Origin of the sequence: uncultured Bacteroides sp. (genome assembly GCF_902491285.1) — a bacterium.
Taxonomy (GTDB): domain Bacteria; phylum Bacteroidota; class Bacteroidia; order Bacteroidales; family Bacteroidaceae; genus Bacteroides.
Map to the genome: position 1 here is coordinate 88,140 of NZ_CABUHK010000003.1, position 13,771 is coordinate 101,910.

Genomic DNA, 13,771 nt, shown 5'->3' on the forward strand with positions numbered 1-13,771 from the left:
AGAGGGAATAAGGTGCTGCTTATTCCTTATACTTAATAGTATATGCTTTTTCCTCTCTTCTTAACGGATAATCTCCACGCAAAGTCTCAAACAGTTCCGGGTGGGCTTTCAATCGCTTGCTGTCTTCGACGGGATTATATATTTGAAGGATGGCATCTTCGTGGCTTTTTGCGTAGATGACAGGGCTAGCTGGTGTTGGTGCATTGATTTCATAATCTCCATCTATTTGGAAGAATTTGCATATGGCGTCTAGTGACATACGTGTTGCATTTGCTTTCCCGTCAGCGGAGTAGCCGGCAATGTGTGGGGTGCCGATAATGACTTTCTCCAGCAGTTCGCGATTAATTTCCGGTTCGTGTTCCCAGACATCGATAATGGCATCCGAAATAACCTGACTGTGCAGAGCGTTCAGAAGGGACTCTGTCTCAATAACTTCTCCACGGGACGTATTAATGATGAGAGGTTTTCGTTTTAGTGAACGAAAAAAGTTTTCGTCTGCCAAATGGAATGTTTTATATTCCCCTTCCTTATATAAAGGTACGTGAAAGGTAATGATGTCACATTCTTCCGCAATCTTATTTAAAGAGGTGAAAGATTCGCTTCCTTCTTTCTCTTCCCGTGGTAAGTCGTTCTGCAAAACGCGCATACCAAAGTCTTGTGCGATTTTTGCCACCTTGCTTCCTACATTGCCTACCCCTATGATTCCTATAGTCAACTCATCTAACTTTTTATTCCTGATAGACTTCCATACAAGAAGCGATGATTGTATATATTGAGCAACAGAAGCCGAATTACATCCCGGTGCATTCGTCCATTTTATGTCTGCCCGCTTGCAATAGTCCGTATCGATATGGTCGAAACCTATGGTTGCTGTGGCTATAAACTTTACCCGGCTACCCTCTAGTAATTCCCGGTTGCAATGCGTGCGGGTGCGGACAATCAGCGCATCTGCGTTCCGTACTAGTTCTGGTGTGAAATCCTTTCCCGGCGCATAAATTACCTCATCGGCTATTCCCTGAACCGCTTCTTTTATATAAGGAATCTTGTTATCTATAATAATTTTCATATACAATTCATCTTTAATATCCACAAAGGTAGCAAATAAAAAAGTAAGAAACGGTTGCTTGTCTGAAAAATATTACATAGATTTGCCCTATTATATATCTATAAGCTAGTTAAGATTATGACATTTAGTAACCTTTGCAACGAGATTTTTTGGAAATCGACTAATGATTACCATGTAACGGATAGTGTGGATGCTCAGATGAACAATCCTTACGAGTTGAAGTCGATAGAGTATTATTTATACCTGAAGAATTGGATCGATGCCGTTCAATGGCATTTCGAAGATATTATCCGTGACCCTCAGATTGATCCTGTGGAAGCACTGGCTTTGAAGAGAAGAATTGATAAGTCCAATCAGGATCGTACAGACTTGGTTGAACTGATAGACAGCTATTTTTTGGATAAATATAAAACCGTCAAACCACTTTCTGATGCAACTATCAATACGGAGAGTCCTGCATGGGCAATCGACCGCCTTTCTATTCTTGCGTTGAAAATTTACCACATGCAGCAGGAAGTGGAACGTATGGATACTACCGAGGAACACCGTACGCAGTGTCAGGCCAAACTGAATATCCTGTTGGAGCAGCAGAAAGACCTGTCTTCCGCTATCGAGCAATTGCTGACCGACATCGAATCCGGAAGAAAGTACATGAAAGTATATAAACAGATGAAAATGTATAACGACCCGGCTTTGAATCCGGTGCTTTATGCAAAAAAATAACAAATGGCGCGTATTCTCATTATCCGATTTTCAGCCCTTGGCGATGTAGCTATGACGATACCTGTGATACATTCGCTTGCTGTGCAATATCCGCAGCATGAAATCACAGTGTTGAGCCGTGCTGTGTGGCAGCCGCTTTTTCAAGGTTTGCCTGAGAATGTGAATTTTATCGGAGCTGATTTGACAGGCAAGCATAAAGGGTTGTGGGGATTGAATGGCCTTTATTCGGAACTGAAAAAGATACGTTTCGATTACGTAGCTGACTTTCATCATGTGCTCCGGTCAAAATATTTGTGTCTGCGGTTCCGCCTTGCCAATATACCGGTAGCTTCCATTTGCAAAGGGAGAGCCGGTAAAAAGAAACTGGTTCGCCGTCGTCATAAAGTGATGGAGAATCAGAAAAGTTCTTTCCGTCGCTATGCTGATGTACTGGAAAAACTCGGTCTCTCGGTTTTGTTGAACTTCTCTTCTATTTATGGAGAGGGGAAAGGAAATTTTGCGGAAATAGAACCTGTTACCGGCCCGAAAGAAAATCAGAAATGGATTGGTATCGCTCCTTTTGCTAAACATATCGGTAAAATTTATCCGTTGGAATTGCAAGAACGGGTCGTTGCCCATTTTGCCGCTAATCCAGGGGTGAAGGTGTTTTTGTTTGGCGGTGGAAAAAAAGAGCAGGAAGTCTTTGATTCTTGGATTGCCAAATATCCTACTGTCGTTTCCATGATAGGTAAGCTGAATATGCGTACGGAATTGAATCTGATGAGTCATTTGGATGTGATGCTTTCGATGGATTCTGCCAATATGCATTTGGCATCTTTGGTTAATATTCCTGTGGTTTCCGTTTGGGGGGCAACTCATCCTTATGCTGGATTTATGGGTTGGAAGCAATTGCCGGTCAATACTGTGCAACTCGATTTGTTATGTCGTCCCTGTTCGGTGTATGGACAGAAACCTTGCTGGCGAGGAGATTATGCTTGCTTGAGGGAGATAAAGCCTGAACAGGTGATTGCGAAGATTGAAGGGATAATTGGTTGATAATAAAAAAGAATTAAAATGCAGAAGGATTTGTTAGAAGATGAATGTAAATTTTCGATTCTCATTCCCACATGGAATAATTTAGATTATCTCAAATTATGTATTGAGAGTATAAATAAAAATTCGGTATATAAACATCAGATTCTAATTCATGTAAATGAAGGTAGGGATGGTACGCTTGCGTGGATACGGCAGAATGAATATGAACATACTTATAGTGAGAATAATATCGGGGTTTGTTGGGCATTAAATGGACTACGTCCTTTGGTAAAGACCAATTATATTTTGTATATGAATGATGATATGTATGTATGTCCGGGCTGGGATGCTGCTTTGTGGAACGAAATTCAGGTCTTGCCGGATAATAAATTTTTCTTTTCATCTACTTTAATTCAGCCTCGTCCTTTTTTTTGTAAAAGTGTGATAGCGCCTGCTAATTTTGGAGAAAGTGTGGAGACATTTAATGAAGAAGAGCTATTGAGTAAGTTTCAGTTACTGCCTCATTTAGACTGGCTGGGAGCTACTTGGCCGCCTAATGTTGTGCATCGGGATATTTGGGATTTGGTCGGTGGGTATAGTGTTGAGTTTTCACCGGGAATGTATAGTGATCCGGATTTCTCTGCGAAACTTTGGATGGCGGGTGTGCGTTTGTTTAAGGGAGTATCTGCAAGTCGGGTGTATCATTTTGAAGCCCGTTCAACAGGTCGGGTTAGAAAGAATGATGGTAGCATGCAGTTCTTGTTAAAATGGGGAATTACTTCGGCTTCTTTTATGCGGAATATTCTTAAGCGAGGTGAACGTTTTGATGAAAATGCCATAGAAAAGATAGATAGTCTGACTTTAAATAAAGATATAGTTCGTAGCCGGTTAAAAAGAGTCTTATGCTTATTTAAGAAAAGTCCGCATTCAAAAAAAATATGGGAAAAATAAATTAGGATAATTATGCATTTAGGAGTAATTTTGCCTCATACGAAACTTTATGGTGGAGTGAAGCGCTTTTTGGAATTAGGGAATATTTTTATAGAGTTGGGCCATACTTTCACTGTTTATACAGTAGAAGGAAAATCTCCGTCTTGGTATGATTTTAAAGGAGAAACAAAGAACTTTGCAGCTCTGCAGAAAGATGATATTGATGCATTGTTTACAACGGAGGTAAAATTTCTGGAACAGTTGACTACTGCTAATACCAAAAGGAAGATTTTTTATCACGTCAGGATGACGGAAAAACTTCGGAATGCTTTAAAATATTCAGATATTGAGGTTTTTGCGTGCTCTACTAATATCTACTTATATGATAAGAAGAAATATGGTATTGAAGCCTTCAAGGCGTTGGGTGGGGTAAATGTTTCAAATTATCAGGAAAAAACAGACTATTCTGTTGAGGGGCGTCCTTTTTGTGTTATGGCTTATGGACGCTTGGCGGAGAGGGTTAAAGGTACAAAGTATGTTGTTAAAGCATGCGAGAAGTTATATAAAAAAGGATATGATATAAAATTACTTTTGTTTGATACGGCTATAAGTGAGAAAGCTCAGAAACTGATAGATAACTTTTCTACTTCTGTTCCTTTTGAATTTGTTCAGAATCATCCTTTTGATAAAAATTCGGAACTGTTTAATCGGGCAGACGTTTTTGTGGCTGCGGAGGGGCATGCCGGATGGTCAAATACTGTGGCAGAGGCAATGGCGTGCGCTCTTCCTGTTATTGCGACAACAGCAGGCACACGTGATTTGCTGATAGACGGCGTTACCGGTCTTCATACATGGAGATATGCTTTTATGATACGCCGTCGGTTAAAAACTTTAATAGAGAATGAAAGGTTGAGAGAGCAATTGGGGAAAGCTGCACGTAAAAATGTAGAGAACTTTGATTGGTATGTATTGGCCCGAAGTATAGAAAAGTACCTTATGAAGTAAAGAGGCGCTTGATTTTTCTTCGAGTGTTCCGAATGAAGCTTTTTCTTTCGGTTATTTTATTGTGTCTGTCTGTTAACTGAATTAGTTTCTTTGTTGTTGTTTCTGTATTGCAGTGAGTTAAAAGGGCATATTCTCTTCCCATTATGGTGAGCATATTGTGGGAGGCCTCTAATTTGGAAAGATTTCTCAATCCTTCCTTTGTGGTTACATTAGTAAATTTAGTACGGTTTAAATCTACCAAATAAAAGCTAAAGGTCCCATTTGTATTCTTCTTTATCAAAGTGTTTCCTGCCGAATGATCAATGAAATAAACCCCTTTCTGGTGAAAGGCATAGGTAAATCTGACGAACTCTTGAAGAGCGGTTTCCTGTTCCTGCCGAGGTAAATTACTTATACCTCTGAATGTAAAGTCGTAATCCAGTTGGCGGCAGATATAGTAACTTTTTGTTAGTCCAAGTTTGTCTTTATATAATATAAAGGCTATTGGTTCAGGAGTATTAATGCCTAACTTGTTGAAGCGGGTTGCATAAATGAAAGAACGTTCGGCTTTCGATTTCCGAAAATAAGCATAAGCTATTTTATTGATGAAGTGTGGTAGTTTAAATGCTTTGACGCACATGGGTACTTCTCCGCATTTAATTACTTTTAGTGTATTTCTTCCTGAATATATAACTTCTCCTTCTTTCTCGAAACGTTCGGGTAGAGATAGAATACATTCTTTTAAATGTGCATATTGGGGATTAATCTGATAGTCAATCATAAAAAAAGATTATAAACGTCCGTCAACCATATTGCTTTTAAGTAGGCCTTTTACATCATAAATAATCCCATCCTGTTTTATCATATTTTTGATGTCAAGTTTCAGAAATTCATTGTGAGCTACTGCAAGGACTATTGCATCAAACTTATCTTTGGGAAGCTCATTGGCTATTTCTAAGTTATATTCTCTTTTTACTTCTTCAGGTTTAGCCCAATAGTCATAGATTGTGATATTGGTATTGTAGTCTTTTAATGCTTTTATAATATCAAAGACTTTTGTATTGCGTACATCTGGGCAGTTCTCTTTAAATGTAAACCCTAAAACTAATATGTGTGAGCCTTTCACATAGTTTCCTTTCTTGATTAAGCATTTTACGACCTGGTTGGCAATATATTCACCCATACTGTCATTTATTCTTCTTCCGGCGAGTATGACCTCGGGATGATAGCCGTAGTCTTGGGCCTTTTGGGCTAAATAATAAGGGTCTACTCCAATGCAATGCCCACCGACTAACCCGGGTTTAAAGGGTAGAAAGTTCCATTTTGTGGCAGCGGCATCCAGTACCTCTTGTGTGTCTATTCCCATCAAGTTAAAGATCTTGGATAGTTCGTTGACGAATGCTATATTGATGTCTCTTTGAGAATTCTCGATGACTTTGGCGGCTTCTGCAACCTTTATACAGGAAGCTAGATGTGTACCTGCCGTAATTACAGAACTATAAAGATGGTCTATTTTTTTCCCGATTTCAGGTGTTGAACCGGAAGTCACTTTTTTGATTTTCTCGACAGTGTGCTGCTTGTCTCCTGGGTTAATGCGCTCAGGAGAATAACCGGCAAAGAAATCGATATTGAATTTCAGACCGGATATTCTTTCGATAACAGGAATACATTCTTCTTCGGTAACTCCTGGATATACTGTTGATTCATAAATGACAGTGTCTCCTTTGTTGATAACTTTGGCTACAGTTTCACTGGCTTTGTATAGCGGGGTTAAATCCGGATTGTGATGTTTGTCGACCGGGGTTGGTACGCATATTATATAATAATTACAACTTCTCAGGTCTTCCAGGCTGTAAGAGCAATATAAACCGGTTTCTTCTTTGTCGGGTGTATTTTTTCTTAAGACAGAACGTAATGTCTCATCATCCACTTCTAAAGTGGAGTCATGTCCGGTCATCAATTCTTCTACTCTGGTCTTTTTAGCATCAAAGCCTATTACTGGATATTTTGTAGCGAACAAGCGTGCTAATGGTAAACCTACATACCCTAATCCGATAATACCTATTTTTATATTTCCCATACTGCTTTTACTTAAGATTTGTCCAATACCAGTCGATTGCTTCTTTTAATCCCTCTTTCATGCTGAATTTGGGTGAATAGTTCAATAACATTTTAGCTTTATCAATGCAGGCAAGGGAATGTGGAATGTCCCCCAATCTGTTTGGCCCATGTTTTATCTCAACAGAAGCAATTTTCGGGTCATAAACACTTAGAAAATCTTTTAGATAGCCAGTCAGTTGATTAAGGGTTGTACGCTCTCCAAATGCAGTGTTATATACAGTGTTAAGAGCATTAGGGTTCTTGGTTGATAATGCTAATACATTCATTTGGATGACATTATCGATATAGGTAAAGTCTCTGGAGTATTCTCCGTTACCATTGATGACGGGAGATTCATATTGTATAAGCTTCCTTACGAAAAGAGGAATAACAGCAGCGTATGCCCCATTGGGGTCCTGGCGTCGTCCAAACACATTGAAGTAGCGAAGTCCGATGCATTCTATTCCATAAGTTTTGGAAAAAATATCGGCATATAGCTCATTGACATATTTAGTTATAGCATAAGGAGATAAAGGTTTGCCTATTACTTCTTCTACTTTAGGCAATGACTGTGAATCTCCATAAGTAGAAGAACTGGCGGCGTAAACAAAGCGCTTGACTTTTGCATCTCTGGCGGCAACCAACATATTTAAAAATCCACCTATATTGACTTCGTTTGTGGTAATCGGATCTTTTATTGAACGGGGAACAGAGCCTAATGCAGCCTCATGCAATACATAATCTACTCCTTCTGTCGCCTTTCTGCAGTCTTCAAGATTACGTATATCGCCTACTATCAATTTAAAATTAGGATTGTTGAACTGGTGCTGTATGTTCTCTGGTTTTCCTGTTATGAAGTTATCTAAACATACAACACGATGCCCCTGATTCAGGAGATGATCACACAGATTGGAACCAATGAATCCTGCTCCTCCTGTTACTAAAATGGTTGAATCTTTTTCCATTACTTTTGAATATTGTAAGTCTGGGCAAAGATAATACTTTTCTTGACTATTAATTGCTTCTTTTGAAAACTTTATATAGCTTTGTCTCTTCTAAAAAAAGTATTTATGCGGCATGCCTTTTTAAAAAACTTAATGATTGGCTCTGGAGTGCTTGGATTATGGCGGACATTTAACAAGACTCCAAGAGTATTGTTTTATCATGGAGTTGATACAATTATAGATTCATCGGTTCAAACATTACATCTGCTGCCGGATGTTTTTGAGGCGGAAATGCAATATTTGCGAAAGCATTATGATGTAATTTCGATGGATGAATATTATGAAAGGTTTGTATCTGCGGGATTTAACGGTCAAGAGGTAGTTATTACTTTTGATGATGGGTATCGAAATAACCTGACTGTTGCTGCTCCGATTCTTTCTTCTTTGTCTTTGCCTTTTACTGTATTTGTGTCGGTGGAGCATTTGGAAAAGAGAAAGCGTTTTCCGACTTTCATAAACAGAGTTGTATTATTAGGTGCTCAGTTAACTCACATTCAGGTTGATTGTCTTGATATCGACTGTGATTTGCCAACCGATACTGAACGGATGGCAATTATGAAAAGGATAAATAGGGCTTTAAAACATTCGGATGTGGCAAAGGTTAATTTGATTTGCTCGCAGTTGGAAGCTAATCTTTCAAGCAATGTTTTGGATGAACTTTATGAAAAATATTCTTCTGACGCTCCGATGAATTGGGATGAACTTGTGAAACTTAAACGGGATTATGACTGTATCATAGGTTCTCATTGCTTGGATCATTTTATATGTAATTCGTTCCAACAGGAAAGGGAGACTCGTCGGCAAATTTTTGAGAGCAGGCATATTCTCCAGCAAAGAATAGGAAGTGAATGCGCTTATCTGGCTTTTCCGAATGGGAATTTGAAGCAAGGTGACATCAGTGAGTCTGCCCGTGTAGCAGTAAAGGAAGCCGGGTACAAACTTGCTTTTACTACAATGAACGAGCGTTTGCAGAGAAATAGCGACCCTTTCCTTTTACCTCGTTGTGCTGCGCGTTTTGATTTGCCGGATTTTAAAGTGAAGCTAGCCCTTAAGCCTTAGTGGCAGATAATGCTTTCTGATATACTTGCATAATATCTTGGGCTATTGTTTCATCGGAAAAGCGTTTGATATATTCTTTCCCTTTTGTTGTCATCTTGCTGGCCAGGTCGGGTGAGGTGAGTATTTTGTTGATATTTATAGCAAGTTCTTTTTCGTTATTCGGGTTGATGTAAATAGAATCCGGACCACCAGCCTCTTCTAGGCATGAGCCAGTAGCGGCAATAACAGGGATGTTGGAGTGTATGGCTTCTATGATTGGAATGCCAAAACCTTCAAAAAAGGAAGGGTATACAAATAGCTTTGCCAATTGATAGAAAACCGGGAGTTCCTGAAAAGGGATATTGTGTAATATATGCACTCTGTGGTTAAGCTGGTGTTTATTAATATACTCTTCAACCTCATTAGTGTATGTCGTTTTTTTTCCAATGGCGACTAACGATATGTCCTCGGGGATATATTGCAGTGCTTTCACAATTAAAAGTAGATTTTTACGGCTTTCTATACTGCCTACGTTTAAGATGTACTTGTTTGGAAGCTGATATTTTTGCTGAATTTCTTTTTTCTGTGTACTACTTGCTGGTTGTTCAAAAATAGGATGGCAACTTTGGTAGACAACATCGATTTTATGTGCGTCTATTCCAAAAAAAGCAATGATGTCGCGTTTGGTCATTTCACTGATAGCAATGATGCGGTCGCTGTTTTGACATGCTTTTTTAAATTTGTAAGTATATATGTGTCTGTCAATCCATTTGTAAAATTGTGGGTAGCGTATGAATATTAAGTCATGTATGGTTACTATGCTTTTGGTTTTACTTTTTTTTATAGATAATGGCAGTTCATTGCTGAGTCCATGAAAGAGTGACAGTTGTTCTTCCTTTATCTGTTTGTTTATTCCCCAAATTCTCCATAATGAACGGATTTTTTTCCAAAAATAGGATGTAGGATAAGTTACCTGTATGTTTTCTCTTGAAAGGATACGGTCTAGGACTTTGTTCTCTTTTGGCTTTGGGGCGTAGATGATGTATTGATTTTCTTTGTGAAACCGGCTCAATATATCTATGATGAAGCGACTATAGTTTCCTAGCCCTGTTTTATTTTGTACTGCTCGTTTACCGTCAAAACCTATTCTCATATGTTGAAACCTTTTTTAATGATATGGCAAATGTAATAAAAATAATAAGATACCTTCTGTTTCTAAGGGGATTTTGCATATCTTTGTCAAATTATTATAAGTTGAGGCTATTTATGAGACGGAAATATGACTATTTAATTGTAGGTGCTGGCTTATACGGAGCAGTGTTTGCTTATCAGATGCGTCAGGCGGGATGTTCTTGTTTGGTGATAGATAAGCGCTCTCATAAAGGAGGAAATGTTTACTGTGAAGATATAGACAGTATACGTGTTCACAAATATGGTGCTCATATTTTTCATACAGATAATCAGAATGTTTGGGATTTTGTGAATCGTTTTGTGAAGTTCAACCGATACACAAATTCACCATTAGCCTGTTTTAAGGGCAAATTGTATAATTTGCCTTTTAATATGAATACTTTTTCTCAGTTGTGGGGAGTAAAGACTCCTGCAGAGGCACAAGCAAAAATCGCAGAACAACGTAAAGCTTTTGATTTTATAAAAAAACCCCGAAATTTGGAAGAGCAGGCGTTAAAGCTGTGCGGAGAAGATATCTATTCCTGCCTGATAAAGGGGTATACGGAGAAACAGTGGGGACGTTCAGCTAAAGAACTTCCGGCTTTTATCATTAACAGGATACCTTTCCGTTTTATATATGATAATAATTATTTTAATGATGCTTATCAGGGCATTCCTATTGGCGGATATAATGTGCTTATTGCTGCTTTGTTGGAAGGGGTTGATGTACGTTTGAATACTGACTATTTTAAATCTAAGGCAGAATTGGGTTCTATTGCGGATAGGACTTTGTTTACCGGTTGTATAGATGAATATTTTGATTGCTGTTTTGGAAATTTGGAGTATCGTAGTTTACGTTTTGAGAATCATAGTTTGAATATCAGTAATTTTCAGGGAAATGCAGTCATTAATTATTGTGAGCGTGAGGTCCCTTATACCAGGGTGATTGAACATAAGCACTTTGAATTTGGTACGCAGCCTACAACGGTGGTTACGTATGAATTCCCGGATTCGTTTGGAGTTGGAAAAGAACCTTACTATCCTGTGAATGATGAAAAAAACATGAAGTTGTATTGTAAATATCAAGAGTTGGCTGTTCGAGATAGTAGTGTTTTGTTTGGAGGGCGTTTAGGGAAGTATGCCTATTTGGATATGGACGATACAGTGGAAGCTGCATTAAGTTTGGCGAAAAAAGAAATAGATTTAAGAAAAAAGTAATATGAATTGTTATTTGTCACGAAATTACAGAGGACTTTCTAGCGCAGGGAATAAAGCAAAGACTGATATTGAACAGATAATGTCTGATATGTCATTTAAGAATATCGGTTTGAAACAGACTGTTTATTCAAATAAGATACTGGCGTTTGTCGTGACTCTTTTGGGAGTCTTGAAATCTCCTTTCTGTCTGCATAAGGGAGATGTTCTGGTATTGCAGTATCCACTGAAGAAATATTATGAATTTGTTTGTAATATGGCTCATTTAAGAGGGGCAAAAGTTGTAACGGTCATCCATGATTTGGGAAGTTTCCGTAGACATAAACTTACTGTTGTACGTGAGATTCAACGTTTGAATCATTCGGACTATATCATAGCTCATAATGATAGAATGAAACAATGGCTTGAGGAACAAGGTTGTAAGGCGAAATTGGGGACTCTTGAAATTTTTGATTATCTTTCAACTTCTGTTGCCAATGTACCTTCAGATGTGCGAAAACCTTTTAGGATTCTTTATGCGGGGGGGCTACATCCGCGTAAAAATGCTTTTCTGTATGAAATCGGTACATATGCCGGTCCGTCATTCCGATTCAATCTTTATGGGGCGGGCTTCGAATTGGATAAAGCGAAGGGAAAAGAACATTTTACTTATATGGGATTTGTTAAGTCCGACGATCTGATTTCTACTGCACAGGGGGATTGGGGCCTGGTATGGGACGGCTCTTCTATCTCGACATGTGCAGGCGACTGGGGAGAATATCTTCAATATAATAATCCTCATAAAACATCTTTATACATCCGTTGCGGGTTGCCTGTTATTATTTGGAACAAGGCTGCTTTAGCGTCTTTTGTTCGTGAACATAAAATTGGAATATGTGTTGATTCATTGGAGGATTTGGATGCGGTTCTGTCTGATTTAACGCTACAGCAATATGCTGAAATGCAAAAAAATGTCGCAGAAATCAGTCAGAAACTTCAAGATGGAGAATATTTTTCTAGTGCGGTTCTCAAGGCCATAACTGCATTAAAAAGCTAAAAAAGGAGAGGTTGAACCTCTTTTTTGCATAAAAGATGTAAAGATGGCGCAGTAATTCGTATCTTTGCGCATTTAATATAAGTCTTGATGGTTCTATTTGTGAATTTAGAAACGAGGAATAAGGAAAAAAGTGATTATGGAACAGAAAGAAAATAATTTGAAGGAACAAATACTTTCGCTTGTGAAAGAGTATTATGCTGAGACTTTTGGGCAGTCTAAAGAATTTGTTCCGGGTAAAACATTTGTGAATTATGGCGGTCGTTATTTTGGCGAAGAAGAATTGGTAAATTTGGTCGATTCTTCTTTGGATTTTTGGTTGACTGCCGGTCCGTGGGCCCACCGTTTTGAAAAAAGACTGGCTGATTGGCTGGGGGTTAAATATTGTTCGTTGACCAATTCTGGATCATCAGCTAATCTGTTGGCATTTATGGCTTTAACCTCTCCCGAGCTTGGGGAACGTTGTATAAAAAGGGGGGATGAAGTTATAACTGTGGCCTGTGGATTCCCTACTACAGTTACTCCTTGTATTCAATATGGTGCTATCCCTGTTTTTGTAGACATAACTGTTCCGGAATATAACATAGATATAACTCAACTCGAAGCGGCATATTCAGACAAGACAAAAGCGGTAATGATTGCCCACTCTTTGGGGAATGCGTTTAATTTAGAGGCTGTGAAAGAGTTCTGTGATACTCACAATCTGTGGCTGGTAGAAGATAATTGTGACGCTTTGGGGACTGAATATACTTTAAAAGGTGAAACCCGTAAAACCGGGACATTCGGGCATATTGGAACCTCCAGTTTTTATCCTCCTCATCATATGACAATGGGAGAAGGAGGAGCAGTTTATACGAACGATCCATTGTTGCATAGGTTGATAAACTCATTTCGTGATTGGGGACGTGATTGTTGGTGCATAGGTGGAGTAGATAATACTTGCAAATCTCGTTTTAGTAAACAATATGGCGAATTGCCTCTTGGATATGATCATAAATATGTTTACTCTCATTTTGGGTATAATCTGAAAGTAACAGATATGCAGGCTGCTATAGGTTGCGCGCAACTGGAGAAATTGGATCAAATAGTATCAGCCCGCAGAAAGAACTTTAATTTCCTGAAAGAAAAGCTGGCCGGTACAAGAGGGTTGATTTTACCTGAAGCCGAGAAGAATTCCAATCCGAGCTGGTTCGGTTTTCTTATTTCTGTGAAAGAAGATGCCGGTTTTACTCGCAATGAATTATCTGAATATTTGGAAAAGAATAAAATACAGACTCGTAATCTTTTTGCAGGTAACCTGTTGAAACATCCGGCTTTTAATGAAATGAGGAAATCCGGTGAAGGTTATCGTGTTGTTGGTGAGCTGGTAAATACCGACTTCGTAATGAATAATACTTTCTGGATTGGAGTTTATCCGGGAATGAAACCTGAAATGTTACAATTTATGGTGGATACGATTAAACAGTTTGTGGATTCACATTAATATTATAACAC

13 protein-coding genes are annotated in these 13,771 nt (G+C 38.6%); 8 read left to right on the forward strand and 5 right to left on the reverse strand.

Going from position 1 to position 13,771, the window contains the following annotated elements:
• Positions 1–19 precede the first annotated feature (19 nt).
• On the reverse strand, positions 20–1,066 hold the full coding sequence (gene pdxB / locus RDN93_RS01480) for a 4-phosphoerythronate dehydrogenase PdxB (protein ID WP_308743905.1): 1,047 nt from the start codon (positions 1,064–1,066) through the stop codon (positions 20–22).
• A gap of 117 nt (positions 1,067–1,183) precedes the next feature.
• On the opposite strand from pdxB, the gene RDN93_RS01485 reads away from it, so the two are divergent.
• From RDN93_RS01485 to RDN93_RS01500, 4 genes are read left to right on the forward strand one after another with little or no spacing between them, the layout of a single operon-like run.
• A complete protein-coding gene (locus RDN93_RS01485; protein ID WP_308743906.1) occupies positions 1,184–1,789 on the forward strand; it encodes a DUF4254 domain-containing protein in 606 nt (201 codons plus the stop codon).
• Positions 1,790–1,792: 3 nt separating this feature from the next.
• On the forward strand, positions 1,793–2,824 hold the full coding sequence (locus RDN93_RS01490; RefSeq protein WP_308743907.1) for a glycosyltransferase family 9 protein: 1,032 nt from the start codon (positions 1,793–1,795) through the stop codon (positions 2,822–2,824).
• Positions 2,825–2,842: 18 nt separating this feature from the next.
• Entirely contained in the window at positions 2,843–3,754 is a 912-nt protein-coding gene (locus RDN93_RS01495) for a glycosyltransferase family 2 protein (RefSeq protein ID WP_279096628.1), read from the forward strand.
• Positions 3,755–3,766: 12 nt separating this feature from the next.
• Positions 3,767–4,738: a glycosyltransferase family 4 protein gene (locus tag RDN93_RS01500; protein WP_308743908.1), complete on the forward strand. Its 972-nt coding sequence runs from the start codon at positions 3,767–3,769 to the stop codon at positions 4,736–4,738.
• On the opposite strand, the gene RDN93_RS01505 is transcribed toward RDN93_RS01500, so the two are convergent.
• Genes RDN93_RS01505 through RDN93_RS01515 form a run of 3 tightly spaced genes read right to left on the reverse strand, consistent with a single transcriptional unit; the run spans position 4,728 to position 7,782 of the window.
• The gene (locus RDN93_RS01505; protein ID WP_279096623.1) at positions 4,728–5,498 is read right to left on the reverse strand and encodes a lipopolysaccharide kinase InaA family protein; all 771 of its coding nucleotides are present in this window, start codon (positions 5,496–5,498) and stop codon (positions 4,728–4,730) included. The two genes, RDN93_RS01500 and RDN93_RS01505, sit on opposite strands and share 11 nt — an antisense overlap.
• A gap of 9 nt (positions 5,499–5,507) precedes the next feature.
• A complete protein-coding gene (locus tag RDN93_RS01510; RefSeq protein WP_279096620.1) occupies positions 5,508–6,797 on the reverse strand; it encodes a nucleotide sugar dehydrogenase in 1,290 nt (429 codons plus the stop codon).
• A 7-nt stretch (positions 6,798–6,804) separates the two neighbouring features.
• Positions 6,805–7,782: an SDR family oxidoreductase gene (locus tag RDN93_RS01515; protein WP_279096618.1), complete on the reverse strand. Its 978-nt coding sequence runs from the start codon at positions 7,780–7,782 to the stop codon at positions 6,805–6,807.
• Between the two features lie 105 nt (positions 7,783–7,887).
• Between RDN93_RS01515 and RDN93_RS01520 the strand changes: the two genes are divergently transcribed.
• Positions 7,888–8,880 carry a polysaccharide deacetylase family protein gene (locus RDN93_RS01520; RefSeq protein ID WP_279096616.1) on the forward strand — a complete coding sequence of 331 codons (993 nt, stop codon included), beginning with the start codon at positions 7,888–7,890 and terminating at the stop codon, positions 8,878–8,880.
• Here the strand turns inward: RDN93_RS01520 and RDN93_RS01525 are convergent.
• A complete protein-coding gene (locus tag RDN93_RS01525) occupies positions 8,870–10,012 on the reverse strand; it encodes a glycosyltransferase family 1 protein (protein WP_308743909.1) in 1,143 nt (380 codons plus the stop codon). The two genes, RDN93_RS01520 and RDN93_RS01525, sit on opposite strands and share 11 nt — an antisense overlap.
• Positions 10,013–10,125: 113 nt before the next feature.
• Between RDN93_RS01525 and glf the strand changes: the two genes are divergently transcribed.
• The 3 genes from glf to rfbH all read left to right on the forward strand — a co-directional run bounded on the left by glf (position 10,126) and on the right by rfbH (position 13,760).
• Positions 10,126–11,247: a UDP-galactopyranose mutase gene (gene glf / locus RDN93_RS01530; protein WP_279096611.1), complete on the forward strand. Its 1,122-nt coding sequence runs from the start codon at positions 10,126–10,128 to the stop codon at positions 11,245–11,247.
• Between the two features lies 1 nt (position 11,248).
• On the forward strand, positions 11,249–12,280 hold the full coding sequence (locus tag RDN93_RS01535) for a galactofuranosyltransferase (RefSeq protein WP_279096608.1): 1,032 nt from the start codon (positions 11,249–11,251) through the stop codon (positions 12,278–12,280).
• A gap of 136 nt (positions 12,281–12,416) precedes the next feature.
• On the forward strand, positions 12,417–13,760 hold the full coding sequence (gene rfbH / locus RDN93_RS01540; RefSeq protein ID WP_308743910.1) for a lipopolysaccharide biosynthesis protein RfbH: 1,344 nt from the start codon (positions 12,417–12,419) through the stop codon (positions 13,758–13,760).
• Positions 13,761–13,771: the final 11 nt, after the last annotated feature.